The 20,081-nt window shown below is 42.0% G+C and carries 18 protein-coding genes; 14 read left to right on the top strand and 4 right to left on the bottom strand.

Annotation, left to right across the window (positions count from 1 at the left end):
• The first annotated feature begins 367 nt into the window (after positions 1-367).
• The 4 genes from helD (at position 368) to wrbA (ending at position 5,099) form a co-directional block, all read left to right on the top strand.
• Complete coding sequence (gene helD / locus RSX31_RS00250; protein ID WP_315632714.1) at positions 368-2,635, top strand: RNA polymerase recycling motor HelD; 2,268 nt, start codon at positions 368-370, stop codon at positions 2,633-2,635.
• Between the two features lie 130 nt (positions 2,636-2,765).
• Complete coding sequence (locus tag RSX31_RS00255) at positions 2,766-3,596, top strand: aldo/keto reductase (RefSeq protein WP_148993257.1); 831 nt, start codon at positions 2,766-2,768, stop codon at positions 3,594-3,596.
• Positions 3,597-3,879: 283 nt separating this feature from the next.
• Positions 3,880-4,287, top strand: a complete 408-nt coding sequence (locus RSX31_RS00260) for a DoxX family protein (RefSeq protein ID WP_148968268.1) — start codon at positions 3,880-3,882, stop codon at positions 4,285-4,287.
• A 197-nt stretch (positions 4,288-4,484) separates the two neighbouring features.
• Positions 4,485-5,099 (top strand): NAD(P)H:quinone oxidoreductase, encoded by a 615-nt coding sequence (gene wrbA / locus RSX31_RS00265; protein ID WP_148968269.1) that lies wholly within the window; start codon positions 4,485-4,487, stop codon positions 5,097-5,099.
• Positions 5,100-5,148: 49 nt separating this feature from the next.
• Here the strand turns inward: wrbA and RSX31_RS00270 are convergent, their stop codons facing one another.
• A complete protein-coding gene (locus tag RSX31_RS00270) occupies positions 5,149-6,033 on the bottom strand; it encodes an RluA family pseudouridine synthase (RefSeq protein ID WP_148993259.1) in 885 nt (294 codons plus the stop codon).
• Positions 6,034-6,203: 170 nt separating this feature from the next.
• On the opposite strand from RSX31_RS00270, the gene RSX31_RS00275 reads away from it, so the two are divergent.
• A complete protein-coding gene (locus tag RSX31_RS00275; RefSeq protein WP_262371575.1) occupies positions 6,204-6,605 on the top strand; it encodes a YhcU family protein in 402 nt (133 codons plus the stop codon).
• Positions 6,606-6,793: 188 nt separating this feature from the next.
• Here RSX31_RS00275 and RSX31_RS00280 read toward each other — a convergent pair whose 3' ends face one another.
• Together RSX31_RS00280 and RSX31_RS00285 are read right to left on the bottom strand one after the other, a co-directional pair.
• The gene (locus RSX31_RS00280; protein ID WP_148968272.1) at positions 6,794-7,267 is read right to left on the bottom strand and encodes a thioredoxin family protein; all 474 of its coding nucleotides are present in this window, start codon (positions 7,265-7,267) and stop codon (positions 6,794-6,796) included.
• A 1-nt stretch (position 7,268) separates the two neighbouring features.
• Positions 7,269-7,694: a disulfide oxidoreductase gene (locus RSX31_RS00285; protein WP_315632715.1), complete on the bottom strand. Its 426-nt coding sequence runs from the start codon at positions 7,692-7,694 to the stop codon at positions 7,269-7,271.
• A 165-nt stretch (positions 7,695-7,859) separates the two neighbouring features.
• On the opposite strand from RSX31_RS00285, the gene RSX31_RS00290 reads away from it, so the two are divergent.
• The 6 genes from RSX31_RS00290 (at position 7,860) to RSX31_RS00315 (ending at position 15,710) form a co-directional block, all read left to right on the top strand.
• Positions 7,860-9,533 carry a glycoside hydrolase family 13 protein gene (locus RSX31_RS00290; RefSeq protein ID WP_315632716.1) on the top strand — a complete coding sequence of 558 codons (1,674 nt, stop codon included), beginning with the start codon at positions 7,860-7,862 and terminating at the stop codon, positions 9,531-9,533.
• A 183-nt stretch (positions 9,534-9,716) separates the two neighbouring features.
• Positions 9,717-11,258, top strand: a complete 1,542-nt coding sequence (locus RSX31_RS00295; RefSeq protein WP_148968275.1) for a bifunctional GNAT family N-acetyltransferase/carbon-nitrogen hydrolase family protein — start codon at positions 9,717-9,719, stop codon at positions 11,256-11,258.
• A gap of 186 nt (positions 11,259-11,444) precedes the next feature.
• Entirely contained in the window at positions 11,445-13,196 is a 1,752-nt protein-coding gene (locus RSX31_RS00300; RefSeq protein ID WP_315632717.1) for a phospho-sugar mutase, read from the top strand.
• Positions 13,197-13,386: 190 nt separating this feature from the next.
• Positions 13,387-14,502: a GAF domain-containing sensor histidine kinase gene (locus RSX31_RS00305; RefSeq protein ID WP_262371782.1), complete on the top strand. Its 1,116-nt coding sequence runs from the start codon at positions 13,387-13,389 to the stop codon at positions 14,500-14,502.
• A gap of 12 nt (positions 14,503-14,514) precedes the next feature.
• The gene (locus tag RSX31_RS00310) at positions 14,515-15,150 is read left to right on the top strand and encodes a response regulator (protein WP_148993265.1); all 636 of its coding nucleotides are present in this window, start codon (positions 14,515-14,517) and stop codon (positions 15,148-15,150) included.
• Between the two features lie 20 nt (positions 15,151-15,170).
• Positions 15,171-15,710 (top strand): NADPH-dependent FMN reductase, encoded by a 540-nt coding sequence (locus RSX31_RS00315; RefSeq protein ID WP_315632718.1) that lies wholly within the window; start codon positions 15,171-15,173, stop codon positions 15,708-15,710.
• A gap of 121 nt (positions 15,711-15,831) precedes the next feature.
• Here RSX31_RS00315 and RSX31_RS00320 read toward each other — a convergent pair whose 3' ends face one another.
• On the bottom strand, positions 15,832-16,086 hold the full coding sequence (locus RSX31_RS00320; protein WP_044337863.1) for a YhdB family protein: 255 nt from the start codon (positions 16,084-16,086) through the stop codon (positions 15,832-15,834).
• A 166-nt stretch (positions 16,087-16,252) separates the two neighbouring features.
• Between RSX31_RS00320 and RSX31_RS00325 the strand changes: the two genes are divergently transcribed.
• From RSX31_RS00325 to RSX31_RS00335, 3 genes are all read left to right on the top strand, one after another.
• Entirely contained in the window at positions 16,253-16,555 is a 303-nt protein-coding gene (locus tag RSX31_RS00325) for a DUF3889 domain-containing protein (protein WP_315632719.1), read from the top strand.
• Between the two features lie 201 nt (positions 16,556-16,756).
• On the top strand, positions 16,757-17,947 hold the full coding sequence (locus RSX31_RS00330) for an MFS transporter (RefSeq protein ID WP_315632721.1): 1,191 nt from the start codon (positions 16,757-16,759) through the stop codon (positions 17,945-17,947).
• A 661-nt stretch (positions 17,948-18,608) separates the two neighbouring features.
• Positions 18,609-20,021, top strand: coding sequence for a SpoVR family protein (locus tag RSX31_RS00335; RefSeq protein ID WP_148968282.1), 1,413 nt, complete (start codon positions 18,609-18,611; stop codon positions 20,019-20,021).
• The last annotated feature ends 60 nt before the right edge of the window (positions 20,022-20,081 follow it).

The following is a 20,081-nucleotide window of genomic DNA, read 5'->3' on the forward strand; positions in this document are numbered from 1 at the left end:
CCAAAAAGGCATAGAGCGCCTTTCCGGTGTCCTCGCCTTATGCTTGTCGGGCCTGAGCGAGCCGCCTCCGCTTTTCGATATGTCCAGCTCCTGCGGCTAGTCCCTCGAGGTCATAAGTCAAGGACACCAAAAAGGCATAGAGCGCCTTTCCGGTGTCCTCGCCTTATGCTTGTCGGGCCTGAGCGAGCCGCCTCCGCTTTTCGCTATTGAACTTTCTTAAATTATCTGATAATATATATTCCTGCTCCCAAACGCCTACATAATTTATCCGGATTTCCATATGCATCCACTGAGAGTCGTTACCTCAGTGGAATAATAAGACGTTTTTTTCTCCATTGCGGCTACTACCATTTGGAAGGAGAAATGTATGACGAAGGAATCAACCATTCATCCCGATTTTTTAACTGAATCAGAACGCTTAGAGTTTACAAAACGCTACATTGACGTTGTGATCAACACATCCCAGACAAGCAAGGAAAAGTATAAAGAAAACATGGAGAAAGCTTTTGGAGATATCGATTGGGGAGAATCAAGTGCTGCCTACATCGATATATTGACCAACTCAAGCTTTTTTGAGATGTCGAAGGAAGAACTGGAATCCCTCCTTAAAGCGAAGAACAAGCCTTACTTTGCACGAATTGATTTTCAACATAAGGGTGCTGACAATGTAGAGAAGCATTATATCGGCAAGACCTCCTTGTATCAGCGTGAAAATCAAGAACAAATCATAGTGGACTGGCGTTCCCCCATAGCCAATCTCTACTACGAAGGAAGAATCGGTGATGTTTCCTATGAAGCGGAAGACGAGACATATGAAGGAGATCTTTCATTAAAGCGTCAGTACATGATTGAAGATGGCTTGTTAGAAGAAATCCGGGATATCGACTTAACGACCACAGATGAATTGCTTCAGGATTCATTAGCCAAAAGCTCCAGCAATCGTTTAACCGAGATCATTTCCACCATCCAAGAAGAACAAAACCGGATCATCCGTGCCGATTTAAACAAACCCATCATTGTTCAAGGTGCGGCGGGCAGCGGAAAGACGACGATTGCCCTTCACCGGATTTCTTATTTCATTTACAATTACAAACAACATTTTGATCCCAGACAACTAATGATTCTAGCTCCGAGTAATTTATTCATCGACTATATTTCAGAGGCGTTGCCGGAACTTGGAGTGGAACGTGTCAGACAAACGACGTTCACGGATTATGTGATGACCTGCTTAGAGAAAAAGCTGAAATTAGTAGAAGATAATAAGCTCATTCAGTTAATTGAAACCCACGGTGAAGACGTAGAGGCTGCCTCCTGGATTTCAGGGTTTAAAGGCTCCAAGGCATTCAGGAGAATTCTTGATTATTATATAGAAGAAATTGAACAGCGTTTTTATACATCAAAGGACTTCTATGTTGATAAATACAAACTCTACACGGCAAAAAAGTTCACTCATCTTTTTAAAGATGAATATACGTATATGCCAATCTATCGCAGGATGGAAAAGCTGAAGGCCCTTTTACAGAGTTATGTGCGGACAAATAAGAAACAAATGATAGAAGGTGTTGAAAAGTTCTTTGATGAGCGGATCGAAACAGCTCTCTTTGAGCGGTCAAAGGCAGCGAACCGCAAGGACTATGTATCAAAAGCATTGGACAAAAAAACTGAGCGTGTAGATGAAGTCAAGAAAGCCATCCGCACAAGCGTATCGGGGTACATGAAACAGTTTGAGAAGAAGAATCTGGATCAATATTTCATCGAATTGTTTTTAGATCCAGAGCGTCTTGTATCATACTCAAAAGGCGAGCTAAACAGGGGACAAGCTGAACAGATTTGTCACTATACCCTTAGATACGCGAAGAAAAAACAGTATGAAGTAGAAGATTTAGCGATTCTTCTTTACTTGCAATCCCACTTGTTCGGAATAGACAAATTTCATAAAGCAAAAAACATCGTCATTGATGAAGCCCAGGATTATAGTTATCTGCAGCTTTATTCATTGAAGAGGGCACTTGAAACCGACATGTTTACACTGGTGGGGGATCTTGCCCAGGGAATCCACTCCTATCGTGGACTTCAGTCATGGGAACCGGTGTTTAGAGATGTTTTTCCAAGGGCGACCTATACGGAGTTGCAAAAAAGTTACCGAACCACAATTGAAATCATGGAGGAAGCAAATAAACTGCTGAATCTCTTACCCTATGATTTTCCTAAAGTGAATCCAGTGGTGAGACATGGAGATTCTCCCAGCTTCGATGAGTATGTGGAATTGGAAGAATTGGCTGCCATAATAAAGGAAAAGGTGGATACTGGACGAGAAGAAGGATTCCAAACCTTTGCAGTGATCGGAAAAAGCATGAAGGATTGTGTAAAAATCAGCGAAACCCTTCAAGATCGGCAGCCTGCGAAAGTGAAGTTATTAGAAGAACAGGAATCGATCCCGAAAGATCAAATCGTCGTTGTACCATCTTATCTGTCAAAAGGACTCGAATTCGATGTGGTCATCATCGCAGCGGTGGATGAAGCATTCAACCCGGAAAACGAACTCGACATCAAGCTCCAATACGTGTCCATGACACGCCCCCTGCATAAGCTTGCGTTTATCGGGAGGAGAAGAGAGCAATTTATCGGCCGGTAGAAGCTCCAAATAGGTCCGTCCCTCATGGAGAGGGACGGACCTTAATTTAGTATATAATCGAATTTTTCAATCATAACATTAGCAAAAAGCTGAGTGAATTTGTAAAATGGTAAATCAGGAGGGATGCAATATGTTAAAAAACTTACAGAGCACGAAGACACTACATAACGGAATCGAAATTCCTTATGTCGGTTTAGGAGTTTACCAAATGAAAGATCCGTCTGAAACGGTGCAGGCTGTTCGCACAGCGATTGAGTCAGGATACCGTTCCATCGATACAGCGGCGATCTACGATAACGAAGAAAGTGTAGGTCAAGGTGTGAAAGAAGGTGGAGTAGCGAGAGAGGAACTGTTCATTACATCGAAAGTATGGAATAGTGATCAAGGCTACGATACGACATTGAAAGCATTCGAAACCAGCCTTAAAAAGCTTGATATGGACTACCTGGATCTTTACTTGATTCACTGGCCTGTAGAAGGAAAATACAATGATACATGGAAGGCATTCGAAAGACTTCAGAGTGAAGGATTAGTGAAATCAATCGGTGTAAGCAACTTCCATCAGCATCACCTTGAAGATTTGATGAAGAACAGCAATGAAAAGCCTGTATTAAATCAAATCGAATTACACCCTCGTCTGAATCAGGAAAAAATAAGAGAATTCTGTGCATCACAAAATATTGCAGTGGAAGCATGGTCACCAATCGCTCAAGGTCGTGTACTGGATGAACCAACACTGAATCACATTGCTGAAAAGCATGAAAAATCCGCTGCCCAAGTGATTCTGCGCTGGCACCTTCAGAATGATGTCATCATCATTCCTAAATCTGTACATGAAAATCGTATCAAAGAAAACGCAGACCTGTTCAACTTCGAGCTATCACTTGAAGAAATGAACCAAATCAACGGATTGAATCTCGACGAACGTTTCGGGCCAGACCCGGACAACTTCGATTTCTAAACGATATATAGGAAAGAGGTCCGTCCCTCCAGAAGAGGGACGGACCTCTTATTTTTGCCCTCTTGCTTTCAGGTACCCTTTATTAAAAAGTTGTAAAATAGTTATTGACAGAGAAGTGAGGAGTATTATACAATTATCTCGAAATCAAAATAATTACATTCGAGATAACAGGTACTCTTTTTTTACGCATATATCTCAAATTCAAGATAAATGATTTGAGAATAATTGAATTTGAAATGTTTGAAGCTACATCTCGATGGGAAAACATAAAGGAGGAAGTAAAATGACAGCATTAGCTGCGTTCGGTTTATTGGTTATTCGTTTAGTAGTGGGGTTAACATTCGCTGCTCATGGAGCACAGAAGTTATTTGGATGGTTTGGTGGACACGGACTACAAGGAACAGGTGGTTTCTTTGAGTCCATTGGAATCAAACCGGGAAAAACGATGGCATTACTTGCAGGACTTTCTGAAGTTGCAGGGGGATTGCTATTCGCTGCAGGTTTCCTGACGCCATTAGCAGCGTTACTTATCATTGGAACGATGATTGTAGCGATTGTGAAAGTTCACGGACCAAATGGTTATTGGGTAACACAAAATGGTACAGAATATAATGTGATGCTCATTGTTGTTGCTCTAGGGGTAGCACTGGTAGGGGCAGGATCATTTTCTATAGACGCACTATTATTTTAGATAAGGTTCATTTTTCAGTAGGAATTATCTGATGTGGAAATCCAACACAGAAACTCGGCGTGCAATCCAACATCACTATTTTAAATTAGGTAGCAAATGAATAATGCAGGTGAATGTTGATTGATTAACCTGCACTCAGATTCGGTGTTTCACTTATTTACTATATATAAACCATATTTAAAGGAGAGATTTCGACTATGTCTAACGTAAAATTAGCAATCATGTACTACAGTTCAACGGGAACAAATTATCAAATGGCAAAATGGGCAGAAGAGGCTGCGAAAGAAGCAGGCGCAGAAGTGAAGGTACTTCGTTTTGAAGAAACGGCACCTGAAGGAGCAATCGCTTCAAACCCGGCATGGGAAAAGCACTATAATGAAACAAAAGATATCGTGCCTGTTGCGACACTTGACGATCTTGAATGGGCAGACGCTTACCTTTTCAACGTTCCAACACGATTCGGAAATGTTCCTTCTCAAGTAAAATCCTTCCTGGATACTACTGGAGGTCTATGGTTCAACGGGAAACTTGCAAATAAAGTAGTAAGTGCCACATCATCTGCGAGCAACTCACACGGTGGGCAGGAGCAGACGGTTCTGGCTCTATACACCACTATGATGCACTGGGGTGCAATCATAGCGGCTCCAGGGTACACAGACCAATCAAGCTTTACAACAGGAGGAAACCCGTACGGAACGAGTGTAACAGTCGATCAAGAAGGCAATATGGTTGAATCCGTAGAGCCTGCAGTGAAACACCAAACTCGCCGTACGATCCAAATCGCTGAAGCTGTGAAAAACGGATTGAAATAAATAACATAAAAAAACGAGTCACTCGAGAGTGGCTCGTTTTTTTATGTTCTCACAGTCCTACATCATCGGTACAATCAGCCTCACACTCAATCCAATCGCCAGTCAGGGGATGTGGAAATGAAATCTGTGCTGCATGCAACGCTTGCCTTTTGAAAACCGGCTTTCCTCCATATAATGTGTCTCCGACTAAAGGATGACCGATGTGGCTCATATGGACGCGAATCTGGTGGGTGCGTCCTGTATCAAGCTGGACCTCCACCAATGTATAAGAATTTCTATCCTCCAGCACCTTGTAGTGAGTGACCGCACCCTGACCAGAAGGTGAAACTCTTCTTCTGGTATTGTGATGGCGGTCCCTTCCAATCGGTTCAGAGATGGTGCCTTTTTTCTGCTTCAATCGACCATGGACGAGAGCGTGGTATGTACGCTTGATCTGTCTTTCAGTGAGGAGGCGGTCAAGAATCGCTTTACTTAAAGGGTGCTTGGCGAAGATGATCGCTCCCGAAGTGTCATGATCCAAACGATGAATGTGCTGGACGCGGGAGCTTTCTCCCTGGGCTTGATAGTGAAAGGCCACCAGATTTGCAAGGCTATCCGTCTCATTCGGATGGTTTGGGTGAGTATCAATTCCCGCAGGTTTGTTGACGACAATCAGATGGTCATCTTCGAATAGAACATCGATTTCTCCATAGGTCGGTGGGACATCGTATTCTACTTCTTTAAATAAATGAAGCTGAAGCGTATCTCCCTGAGAAAGGGGCTGGGTCCAGGAAATCGATTCCCCGTTCACTTTAATATCACCTTCCATCCTCATGGAATGAATCAGCTTCTTAGGTGCTTGCCAGTGATTTCTAAGAATTGTTTCAATCGTTACATTTTTCCATTTATCTGGTATGACTAGTTCAAATAGTTCTCCTTTTTTCTGTGTTTTCATCAAAAAACTCCTTCAAATGACAAAAATCTTATACTTTGTGGGTATTAAAGCCTAATTTAACACCTATTCAACCCAATTCATGGGTATAATTACCACGCTGTTGGTTCTACTTCTATGTTATCCTTAATATATCTATTACAGAGAGATTACAACCATTACAAAGGTGGGTTATGACGGTGAAAGTTTTACTAGCATCAACACATGAACAGGAAGATAAAATTCAAGAGCTCATACAGTACATGTATTGTACTATTTTCCCTGATTATTTCACAGATGATGAAATTGAGCAATTTGATGATATGCAAGTATTACATACGACAACGAGAAACTTTGAATACTTCGGAACCCTTAAAGAAGCGTTCCAGGTAATTTCAAGCCTACAAACACTGATTTCCATTGTCGAGAGCGGTTCAAATGAAGAAGTGTATGAAGAAATGTTTTACCACAATGCTGAAATTCTTCAAGGGTTTGGTATGTTTTTCCCACTGTCGTATGATCAATTCAGTGTAGAATCTGATTGTAAGCATAATTTAAGTATTTATTCTAGAGCGGATAACCAGCTGCTTGTTTAAAGAAATCACGTCTGGAAAAGTTTGATACTTTAGAAAGTTCGAATAAAAATGTTTAGAAGATTCCAGTGAGGGGAAAATAGCTTGTAATAAGTTGATTTTGAAGATACACAGTATCTTCATCTTGAAATTCCTCCTCACTTGAAAGGGGCTGACTCGTGGAAAAGTCAGCCCCTCTTTTTTTTGCTTATTTATTCTTTCGTAACGTTCTCATCAAAAAACTTCTTAAATTCTTCTTCAGGCTGTTCTCCTACAATTCTCGCTACTTCTTTTCCACCTTCGAAATGTACCAGTGTTGGAGTGGATTCGATTCGGTATTGGTCCCATCCTTGTTCAAATTCAAGTAGATTGTACTGAACCATATCGACTCCCATGTCTTCGGCAAGTGGAGCAAGTATAGGAGTAGTCCTCTTACAATGAATACAGGATGAGCTGTAGAAATACACAGTCACATCTTCGTTATTCTTTAATTTTTCTTCCAGCTCTTCGGGAAGGATCACATTCTGATAGTTCGGGTCGTCCAGCAGTTCGACGGTGGCCGGTTCAAGATTCGCTTTTTTAAACTTATTTCCTTCTGCTTTTTGATTGTTTTGCATGCTTGTGATGAGAGCGATGGCAGCAAATAATGCGACAATCGCTACTAGAAATATGATGATTTTCTTCAATCTAATTGTCCTCCTTTAATGCTTTTAATACAATTACACTTGCGATGAAGATGATAAGGAAACCTGTCAATGCCAGGAATGGGATGGTGATAAAGCCGAACAGGTTGATGTATTCGCCTGTACATGGGACCCGTCCGCAGGCAGGTGCACTCTCTGTTAGGATTGAAACTTTTTGAATAGAGTAGTGATACAAGGAGACGAGAAGGCCGATTCCCGATAAAATAGTAGAATAAAAAGCCGCTTGAAAATCTTTACGAACGTAAGCCAATCCTAATAGAATGACCATCGGATACATTAAAATACGCTGATACCAGCATAATACGCATGGTTCATACTTCATGATTTCAGAGAAATATAAGCTCCCCATAGTTGCGATAAGAGAGGAAGCCCATGCAAGGAACAACATAGAATCTGCTTTTTTATTCATATAGAATTCCTTTCTTAGTATATTCTATCAAATTATAGTATGTTATTATTATAAATGTAAAATGAGAAATCTTTATGAAGAAATATGATATTTTTTTAACGATTTATGCAAACGTTTGCAGAAAGCGTTTTATTCATTGAATTGACCTAACAGGAGGAATCACATATGACAAAACAATGGTGGAAAGAATCGGTCGTCTATCAAATTTACCCTCGCAGCTTCATGGATTCAAATGGTGATGGCGTTGGTGATATTAGAGGAATTATTTCTAAATTGGATTATCTGAAAGAACTGGGGATTGATGTGGTTTGGTTATCTCCTGTGTATGAATCTCCGAATGATGATAATGGTTATGATATAAGCAATTATAAAAAGATTATGGATGAGTTCGGCACGATGACTGATTGGGAAGAAATGCTAAACGATATGCATAAACGTGGTATGAAGCTTGTGATGGATTTAGTGGTGAATCACTCTTCCGATGAGCACGGCTGGTTTGTGGAATCCAGGAAATCAAAGGACAATCCATATCGTGATTATTACATTTGGCGTGAAGGAAAAGATGGTAAAGAACCGAACAACTGGGAGTCTGTTTTTAGCGGTTCTGCTTGGGAATATGATGAATCGTCAAAGGAATATTTCTTGCATCTCTTTTCTAAAAAGCAGCCGGATCTAAACTGGGAGAACCCGAAGCTACGTCAGGAAATCTACGACATGATGAAATTCTGGCTGGATAAAGGGATCGATGGTTTCCGTATGGATGTCATCAACTTCATTTCGAAAGTGCCAACACTGCCTGATGCGCCTAATCCTGAAGGGAAGATGTATGCTTCCGGTCATGAGTACTTTATGAATGGTCCGCGCATTCATGAATTCCTTAAGGAAATCAATCAAGAGGTATTATCCCATTATGACGCGATGACAGTTGGTGAAATGCCCGGTGTGACACCGGATGAAGCCGTACTTTACACAGGTGAAGACCGCAATGAGGTGAATATGGTATTTCAGTTCGAACACATGGATGTGGACTCGGGACCAGGAGGGAAATGGGACGTCATTCCTTTCGACCTTGTAAAATTGAAAACCATTTTAACGAAGTGGCAGACAGAACTTCACGGGAAGGGCTGGAACAGTTTGTACTGGAACAACCACGACCAGCCAAGGATTGTGTCACGACTTGGTGACGATGGAGAGTACCGCGTGAAATCTGCCAAAATGCTGGCAACACTTCTTCATCTGATGCAGGGGACGCCTTACATTTATCAAGGCGAAGAATTCGGAATGACGAATGTCCGATTCTCTTCCATTGAAGAGTATAAGGATATCGAAACCCTGAATATGTATCGTGAAAAAGTAGCGGAAGGCATGAATCTAGAAGATATCATGAAGTCCATTTATGTAAAGGGAAGAGACAACGCAAGAACCCCTATGCAGTGGAACAGTGAGGACCAGGGAGGGTTCACTGAAGGAGAACCCTGGATTGCCCTTAATCCGAACTACAAAGAAATCAATGCCGAACAAGCGTTAAAAGATCCGGAATCCATTTTTTACTACTATCAAAAATTGATTGCTCTTCGTAAAGAGCATGAAATTATCCCATACGGATCATTCGAACTTCACTATGCAGATCATCCTTCAATATATGCCTATACGAGAGCATATGAAAACGAGAAGATTCTTGTTCTTTGCAATGTATCCGGAGAAAAACAGGTCATTGATAACGTCGCTTCTTTTGATATCAATCAGGCTGAAATCCTCATAACAAACGAAGAAAAGCATGAAAAAGATGAATTTACTTTAAACCCCTGGGAAGCAACGGCTTACTATTTTAAAGGGTAATGGAAGGAAGCACCCATGAATGAGGGTGCTTCTTTTAGTTGAACATTTAACGCCAAATCAAATTTCTTCAAATCATCCACACCCCTTTGCTAAAATAAAAGGGATGGATTGTCATGAACTTTGTTTCAACAGTGCACTATAAGGGTATATAATTCAGGTATTTTATGAAGGAGTAGATCATAGATGGCAGAAAAACTAGACTTATCACAGTTTGAAAAGAAAATGATCATTCGTCCAATGGAACATAAGGACATTCAAGATATTATCAATATGCAGTCTGTTTGTTTCCCAGGGATGGATCCCTGGAAGGTGGAGCATCTGGAAAGTCATTTGGACGTGTTTCCGGAAGGTCAGCTTGTCGCCGAATTAGAAGGGGAAATTATTGCATCATGCTCGAGTCTGATCATTAACTTTGACGAGTATGACGACCGCCATACATGGGATGATGTAACGGATAATGGTTACATAACGAATCACAATCCCGATGGCTATAACCTGTACGGAATCGAAGTCATGGTGCACCCTGAATACCGACGCATGAAGGTAGGACACCGTTTATATGAAGCAAGGAAGGATCTTGCAAGACAATGGAATTTAAAGAGTATCATCATCGGGGGACGCATCCCGAACTACCATAAACACTCAGAGGAGATGTCTCCAAGGGAGTACGTGGATTCAGTCGGGCGTCATAAGATCTATGACCCTGTACTATCCTTCCAGTTATTAAACGGCTTCACCTTGATGCGGATCAATCCGAACTATTTACCTGATGACAAACGATCACATAAATACGCCACGCTGATGGAATGGAATAACGTTGATTACCGTCCGTCAAGCAAGCGTCATTTTAAAACAAGTTATCCTGTCAGAATCTGTGTTGTTCAATACATGATGCGTAAAATCAATTCCTTCGAGGAGTTTGCGAACCAGGTTGAATACTTCACAGATGTAGCATCAGATGCAAAATCTGATTTCGTCGTGTTCCCTGAAATCTTCACGACTCAGCTTATGTCATTCTTGAACATCCAGTCACCGAGTTTAGCTGTGAGAAAGCTGACGGATTTTACTGAGGAATATATCGAATTATTCACGGATTTAGCTGTTCGTTACAACGTGAATATCATTGGGGGTTCTCACTTCGTTAAGGAAGAAGACGATGAAATCTACAATATCGCATACTTGTTCCGTCGTGATGGGACGATCGAGAAACAGTACAAGGTTCATATCACACCAAATGAACGAAAATGGTGGGGAATCAGCCCTGGAGATTCAGTAAGGGTATTCGACACGGATTGCGGGAAGATCGCGATTCAAATCTGCTATGATATCGAATTCCCCGAGCTTGCCCGTATAGCAACTGACAAAGGGGCGAAGATCATCTTTACTCCATTCTGTACAGAAGATCGCCAAGGGTATCTCCGTGTCAGATACTGTGCCCAAGCCCGTGCTGTCGAGAACCAGATTTATACGGTGATTTCCGGTACCGTGGGGAATCTTCCACAAACAGAAAACATGGACATTCAATACGCTCAATCAGGTATCTTTGCTCCATCTGACTTTGAATTTGCCCGTGATGGAATTGTCGGAGAGACGAATCCGAACATCGAAATGGTCATGATCGGAGACGTCGACCTCGAAGTCCTGCGCCGCCAGCGTCAATCGGGTACGGTGCGCCAGTTGAAAGATCGCCGCCATGATGTGTATGGGGTGACTTATAAAAAGTAATCCAGTAAAAGCCTTGCTGATTTGTTCAGTGAGGCTTTTTTGAGAAAAAAAGACAAATTCTTTTTAGAAAAATTATGCTAAAATAAGGTCTGAACGAATCTTGTCGACATGTGACGGATTGTTTTAGCAGGATTTCTACAATATGTGATAGAATTTATTATTATACAGCATTAGGAGGGGATCGTTTTGAGTTGGAAAACATCATGGGAAAAATGGAGCAACTACTTACATCTTGATGGAGAAGTGAATGAGCTGTTAGAAACAATGAAAGACGACGAGAAAACTTTAGAAGACGCTTTCTACAAAAACCTGGAATTTGGTACTGGTGGAATGAGGGGAGAAATTGGTCCCGGAACCAACCGAATGAACATTTATACAGTTAGAAAAGCTTCTGAAGGATTAGCGCGATACATAGAAGAACAAGGTGAAGAGGCTAAAAAGCGCGGAGTTGTAATCGCTTACGATTCCCGTTATAAATCTCCTGAATTTGCCATGGAATCAGCTAAGACGTTGGCTACACATGGTATTCAAACATATGTGTTCGATGAACTGAAACCAACTCCGGAGCTTTCATTTGCCCTTAGACAATTAAAGGCATTCTCTGGAATCGTAGTCACGGCAAGCCATAATCCACCTGAATATAATGGTTACAAAGTATACGGTGAGGATGGAGCCCAGCTGCCTCCACACGTAGCCGATTCCGTTATCGATAAAGTGAATGAAGTGGAAAATGAGCTGGAAATTGAAGTTAAATCCGAAGAAGAATTGAAATCATCCGGACTGATTAAAATGATTGGCGAAGAGATTGATCAATCTTACCTCGAGCATCTGATCTCGATTTCTGAAAAACCGCAAATCGCAAAGGAAGTCGATCTGAAAATCGTATTTTCCCCATTACATGGAACAGCTTTAAAGATGGCTGAAAAGGGTCTGAAAGCTTTAGGATATGAGTCTGTTCACATTGTAAAGGAGCAGGCGATTCCAGATCCTGAGTTTAATACTGTGAAATCCCCGAACCCGGAAGATAAAGCAGCGTTTGAATATGCCATCCGTGACGGGAAGGAAATCGACGCCGATATCCTGATTGCGACAGATCCCGATGCAGACCGATTGGGTGTAGCCGTTAAAGATGAATCAGGAGAGTATATCCTTCTCACTGGAAACCAAACAGGTGCTATTCTATTGGATTATATTCTGGCACGTAAACAAGAAAAAAATATGATTCCTGAAAATGGACGAGTATTCAAAACCATCGTTACATCCGAATTAGGCCGTAAAGTGGCAGAACATTACGGAGCTTCAGTGGAGGATGTACTGACAGGCTTCAAATTTATCGGTGAAAAAATCAAAAAGTATGAAGAATCAGGCGAATACTCCTTCTTATTTGGTTATGAAGAAAGCTATGGGTACTTAATCGGCGACTTCGCACGCGATAAAGATGCTATTCAAGCCGTGCTGATGGCAGCAGAAGCGGCAGCTTACTATAAGAAGCAAGGCAAAACCCTATATGATGTACTGAATGATTTATTTGATCAGCATGGTTTCTATCAAGAGGGATTAAAAGGTTTGACTCTTAAAGGAAAAGAAGGCGCTGAACAAATCCAGGGGATTCTGAAGGACTTCAGAAACGAGCCTTTGAACGAAGTCGCAGGTATGCAGGTCATTTCATCGGAAGATTATAAAGTAAGTAAGAAAGTCGATTTACAATCAGGTGAGGAATCAATCATTCATCTTCCATCTTCCAATGTTTTAAAATACTATCTTGAAGACGGATCATGGATTTGCTTACGCCCATCTGGAACCGAGCCGAAGATCAAGTTCTACTTCAGCGTGATTGGTGAGACACAAAGCGATAGCGATGATAAATTACATGCTCTGCAAGAAGCCATCATGGCGAAGGTGGAAACGATGGTAAGTTCATCTGTAGGAGAGGCGTAAAGCCTTTACAGCAGTATTGCATTGCGTAATACAAAACAAGAGATGTGCAGGTGCATCTCTTGTTTTTTTGGATAAAAATAAGAACAGATGTTTTCAGTCAAAGGTCGTAGAACGTTTCATTCTTTTTGAGAATACCGGTTTTGTGTAAAATCTATATAATGGTAGTGAAGGATCGGAGAGGAAGATGAAGATGAATCAAGAATCCCTTTCAAATATCGGGCTTTTGAAAGAGATAGCCGAATTGCTGAACAATGAAACAGAGCTTTCTTCCATGCTTTCAGGTGCTGTCAAGAAGTTGATCAGAGGAACAAGCTTCACGACGGGATGGATTTTCTTTATTGATAAGGAAGGAAGTCACGAGCTTGTCTCCCATGAAAATCTCCCAAAGTCACTATCCGACCGGAATTGTGAGCTGATGAAAAAAGGCGGCTGCTGGTGTGTCAATCGCTTTCGAAATGGAAAGCTGACGAAAGCATCCAATATCATCGAATGTCAGCGGATTGAGCAGGCCATCGAAGAAAACAGAGGGGATACGGATGAAATAACGTATCATGCAACCGTCCCCCTTCAGTCCGGAAATGAATCCTTTGGGTTATTGAATGTCGCAGCTCCCAATAAGACCCACTTTTCTACTGATGAACTGGCTCTTCTGGAATCGGTTGCCTTTCAAATCGGTTCTGCCATTAAGCGTATTATGCTGACTAAGAAGGAGCAGGAAGTCGCTCTTATTGGTGAAAGGAACCGATTGGCAAGAGATCTTCATGACTCTGTGAACCAACTGTTGTTTTCCCTTACGTTAACGGCAAGAGGAGGAGCGGAGATGACCGGGGAAGCAGAAGTAAAGGACACCTTCAAGACCATTCAGAGCCTTGCCCAGGAAGCGCTATCGGAAATGCGTGCCCTCATCTGGCAATTAAGGCCCCATGGTTTGGAAAACGGAGTGGTCGAGGCTGCTAAAGGATACGCAGACATGCTCGGTTTAACCCTTGAATTGAAAGTAGAGGGAGTCCTAAGCCTAAGCTCTAAAATAGAGGAAGTATTGTGGCGTGTCAGTCAGGAAGCCCTGAATAATTGTAAAAAACATTCGGGTGAAAAGAACATATTCTATACATTAAAAAGTGAAGCACAATCAATTCGATTAACGATTGAAGATAGAGGATACGGATTTCAATATGACAGGAAACAGTCTTTGCCCTCAGTGGGAATTCAAGGTATGAGAGAACGTGTGAAAAGCATTGGCGGGGATTTAACGATAGATAGTGGACTTGGGAAAGGAACGACAATTATAGTTCAAATACCGTATTAGGAGGTGCCAAGCATGATCAGAGTGTTAATAGCCGATGACCATCACGTCGTACGAAGAGGTCTTGTCTTCTTTTTGAAAACACAAAAGGATCTGGATATCGTAGGGGAAGCAAAAAATGGGGCAGAAGCCGTCCGTTTAGCTGAAACACTTGAACCCGATATCATCTTGATGGATTTAATGATGCCGGTCATGGACGGAATTCAAGCAACAAAGGAAATAAAAAAGAATCACCCTGCCATTCAAATTTTGATGCTCACCAGCTTTTCTGATCAAAATCACGTGATTCCTGCCATTGAAGCAGGAGCAGCCGGGTACCAATTAAAGGATATTGAACCCGATGAATTAGTGAATAGCATCCGGAAGCTACTATCCGGGGAAAACTCTCTCCATCCTAAGGCAACCAACCATTTACTTACCCGTATCTCCAGAAAAGAACCACCCCACAAAATCCATGAGCTTACCAAACGGGAGAAGGATGTTTTGATTGAGCTTACGAGAGGGAAGAGTAATAAAGAGATTGCTTCCAGCCTTTTTATAACGGAAAAAACCGTCAAGACTCATATTTCAAACATTTTTTCCAAGCTGGAAGTAACTGATCGAACCCAAGCGGCATTGTATGCCGTTAAACATCAATTGACATCAAACTAAACAGGAAAGGATTTTTCTATATGAGTATTGTAATTATTAACGGAAGTCCAAGAAAACGCGGGCGTACTGGAATTGCATCTCGATTCATTGCCCGGACGTATGACTGTGACCTTATCGACTTAAGTGATGGGTCACTCCCCTTGTACAACGGAGAGCAGGATCAACCAGAGATTGAATCCGTTCGAGCACTTAAACAAAAAGTGAAGGGAGCAGAAGCCGTCATTCTAGCTTCCCCTGAATATCACAGCGGTATGAGCGGGACATTGAAAAATGCACTCGATTTCCTGAGCAGCGAGCAATTTGCCCACAAACCAGTGGCACTACTTGCATGTGCCGGTGGAGGAAAGGGCGGGATCAACTGCTTGAACAACCTTCGCATCGTCGGCCGTGGAGTGTATGCAAACGTCATTCCAAAGCAGCTCATCCTTGATCCACACTGTTTTGATTTTGAAGGGGACGGACTCTTAGAAGAACCTGCTAAATTAGTCGATGACTTGATGAGGGAACTGAAGGTGTATGTGAAAGCGGCTGAACTGGTGAAAAGTGAAATATCGTCTTAATCGGGAAAATCGGCATTGTGCCGGTTTTTTTATTTGGTTCAATTTATACAATCCAAAATAATAAAAGCTGATCCATTAGCGCATACTAATTGGATCAGCCGTAGGTGGAATTCTCTTTTTGTTACATCTCTGCAAAGGTTTCCTCAAGTGGTTGCTCGACACTATAGGTGAAGTTTGCATGTTCAATATATCGTAAAAGCGTATATAGGTTACGCTCTACAACCGTGTAATCATTAGAAAAATGATACGCATGTAAGAAGTGTTCAATTCTTTTCGAAAGAAGGTCATCCTTCGTTCTCACCATGAGGATCAACAGGTTATCCCATTCTGATCGGTGAGTGTAATACAAGGCCCGATCGTAATCGACTTTGTTCACTTGGTTTCCCTCCTTTTGAAGGGGTAATCATATTGTATGGAGAAAACCGCTTTTATTTCTCTGTAAAAGTTGGTTATGTTGCAAATGCTGGCTTTCCTACTATTGGGTGAATAAATCAGTGAAATTAATTCATCCTATTAATGAAAAGTAAACAGAGGTGATGATAATGAATAAAGTCATAGCGATTGCATCAACCGTGTTTTTTCTGTTATTTTCAAGTCATGCAAATGCTCAACCAACGGATTATCAAAAATTTGGCCGGATTGCCACAGCCGTCATTAAAGAAGATTATCCTGGTCAGGCTGTGAAGGATTATCAATACCAGGGTAGAAAGAAAATGACCGAAAACAAAGTGGCCGATTCATTTGAATTTACCGTTCAAGAGAACAATGCAGAGAAAAAGGTACTTGTAGTCGTCGTACACGATCTTGATAATGAAAAAATACTGAACATTACGGTGCAGGAATAGGTGCAACAGATAAAGTCTTCTAAATAGAAGGCTTTTTTTGTTCGGAGAGCATAAAATAAAGTATTCTCTGCAAAGATTGAAACCATTTGCTAAAATAAACCTATACATAATCTATTTTTGATTTTGAAAGGGGTTCTTTGGTCCAATGTGATGCCATCTTTTTCTCACCTAAATAAAAACTGAATAGAGGGAGGAAAAGATATGCATTCCACTGCATTTAGAAATCTTTGGTTCGGTCAAGCATTAGCAAATATGGGAGATGTTTTGTACATTGTAGGGTTAATCTCCCTTGTATACAATATAACGGGTTCTGCTGTTTATATGACGGCCGTTCCTTTGGTGATTACGTTTTCGAGATTCATAAGCAGCATGGCGGCACCTCTTCTGTTGAATCGCACGCAAATGAAGAATTTAATTGCCTACTCTCAAATGGGAAAAACATTCTTCTTATGTTTCTTCCTCTTATTAATAGTACTCAATATTGAAAATGTGTGGTTCTTTTTAGGGTGTGCGAGTATCATTTCTTTTTTAGATGGATGGGCATTGCCTGCCAGGAATTCGTATGTGCCTTTTCTTGTAAAACGGGAAGAGTTGATGGGAGCGAACGGGTTTTTATCCACCGTCGATCAGACGATACAATTTTCAAGCTGGGCATTAGGTGGAATCCTATTATCGCTCATAAATGAAACGAATCTTTTTATCGTGATCATAGTTTTGTTTCTTGCAAGTACCCTGTTTATGATGAAGCTGCCTGTTATCCCAAGTACCAGCTTAGAAGTGAGGAAAGTTTGGTGGCAACAGCTTGGAGAAGGGTGGTCAGAAGTTAGAAAGAGAAAGGGATTAGTTCCCGTGTTTTGGATCTACGGGTTAGAGTCGATTTCAGGCACCGTTTGGATTGCGGCTGTTTTGTATTTGTATGTTGATCTGCAATTGCAGCGAGGAGAAGAATGGTGGGGGTTCATCAACTCCAGCTTCTTTGTAGGCTTGGTTCTTGCTTCGTATTTGATTTTTAAGCTTCACGGCTTGTTTTCAAAGTACAGTCATAGATGGCTCCCGCTTTGCATGGTCTTTACCTCAAGTGTGACACTCGTCTTTGCCTGGAATAAGGTTGCTCTCCTTGCACTTGTTTTATCCTTTGTGTTCGGATTGTTTGATCAAATTAAAAATGTCGTTCTTCAGACGTATTTGCAGGAAAGTGCACCACCTGAAGAGCTCGGGAAAATCTATGCTGCTCAAGGAGCGTTAACCACATTGCTGTTTGGGTTATCCTCTGTTGGAGTAGGGCTGCTTCTTGAAGTACTAAGTATTTCAATGATTTTTTCACTATCAGCACTCTTACTGGTGGGTACTCTCATTCCAGTTATGCTGCTTCAAAAGAATTTCCGGACATAACATCGATAAAAAAAGCTGTTCCCAACTCGTGATAGGGAGCAGCTTTTTTTGTCGACTTCATCTTATGCTTCGCCCCAGTGCGAGCCTTTCGCTTTTCGAGATGTCCAGCTCCGGCGGCTAGAGGCTCGAGGTCATAAGTCAAATCCACAAAAAAGGCAAAGAGCGCCTTTTGTGCGGATTCGCCTTATGCTTGTCGCCTCTGACCAAGCCGCCTCCGCTTTTCTTCATGTCCAGCTCCGCCGGGTAGTCCCTCGAGGTCATAAGTCAAGGTCGCCAAAAAGGCAAAAAGCCGCCTTTTCAGCGACCTCGCCTTATGCTTGTCGGGCCTGCCCAAGCCGCCTCCGCTTTTCTTCATGTCCAGCTCCGCCGGGTAGTCCCTCGAGGTCATAAGGCAAGGTCGCCAAAAAGGCAAAAAGCCGCCTTTTCAGCGACCTCGTCTTATGCTTGTCGGTCCTGCCCAACCCGGCTCCGCTTTTCTTGTCCAGCTCCAGGGGCTTGGGGCTCGAGGTCATAAGTCAAATCCACAAAAAAGGCAAAGAGCGCCTTTTTTGCAGATTCGCCTTATGCTTGTCGCCCCAGTGCGAGCCCCTTCCGCTTTTCTTTTCATCAAATCCCTTTTCTCTTCATACATTTAGATAAGAGTATAAAGAGGGGGATGGCGATGAATTTAGAGGAACAAAGGCAGTTACAAAATGCGATAGGGGAAATTACTGAGATTGCAGCCGGGTTTGGTCTTGACTTTTATCCGATGCGTTATGAGATTTGTCCTGCTGAAATTATTTATACATTCGGTGCTTATGGAATGCCGACCCGATTTTCTCACTGGAGTTTTGGGAAACAGTTTCATAAGATGAAGCTTCAATATGATTTGGGTTTAAGTAAAATATACGAGCTCGTGATTAACTCGGATCCTTGCTATGCTTTTTTATTGGATTCGAATTCGCTTATTCAGAATAAGTTGATTGTTGCCCATGTGTTGGCCCATTGTGATTTCTTTAAGAATAATGTGCGATTCCAGAATACGAAGCGGGATATGGTGGAAAGTATGGCGGCTACTGCGGAACGGGTGCGAAGATATGAGATCGAGCATGGGAAGCAGGAGGTTGAAAACTTCCTCGATGCCGTGCTTGCCGTGGATGAGCATATTGATCCGTCATTGATGCGCCCGAAGTTGTCGTGGACGATGGATGACGTGGAGTGGGTTGAGGAAGAAGTGACTCATGCGACTCCTTATGACGATCTGTGGTCGTTGGATGAAAAACCGAAGAGCAGGGAAAAGAAGAAAGTGAAGAAGAAGTTCCCGCCACAGCCGGAAAAGGATATTCTCCTTTTTATTGAGCAGTATAGCAGGGAGTTGTCTGACTGGCAGCGGGACATACTGACGATGATGAGGGAAGAAATGCTGTATTTCTGGCCGCAGCTTGAAACGAAAATCATGAATGAAGGCTGGGCTTCGTATTGGCATCAGCGCATCATCCGTGAAATGGATTTGACGAGTGGTGAGTCCATCGAGTTTGCAAAGCTGAATGCAGGTGTAGTACAGCCTTCCCGTACGCAGATCAATCCATATTATTTAGGATTGAAGATTTTTGAAGATATTGAAGATCGTTTCGACAACCCTACGGATGAAATGAAAAAGCGTGGGGTGAAACCAAATTCAGGGCGAGAAAAGATGTTTGAGGTTCGTGAGATTGAATCTGACATTTCCTTCTTACGGAACTATTTAACGAAAGATCTCGTCACGAGAGAAGATATGTATTTATTCCAGAAGCAAGGGAAGGACTACAAAATCGTCGATAAAGAATGGACTCATGTACGGGACCAGCTGGTAGGCATGAGGGTCAATGGCGGTTTCCCTTACATTACCGTGAATGATGGGGATTATATGAAGAGCGGGGAGCTATATCTTAAGCACTGGTTTGAAGACGTGGAGCTCGATATTAAGTATTTAGAAAAAGTTTTACCGTATCTGCATCAGCTGTGGGGAAGACCGGTCCATATCGAAACCCATGTGGAGAACCGTGATATGTTATTTACCTATGACGGAAGAAGCGTACAACGAAAATATTTGTAAATTGGCAGAGCAGTTCCAGGTGAAATCCTGGAACTGCTGTTTTCCTTTTTAGGTAAAGGT

The sequence above is a fragment of the Rossellomorea yichunensis genome, assembly GCF_032337515.1.
Lineage (GTDB): Bacteria > Bacillota > Bacilli > Bacillales > Bacillaceae_B > Rossellomorea > Rossellomorea yichunensis.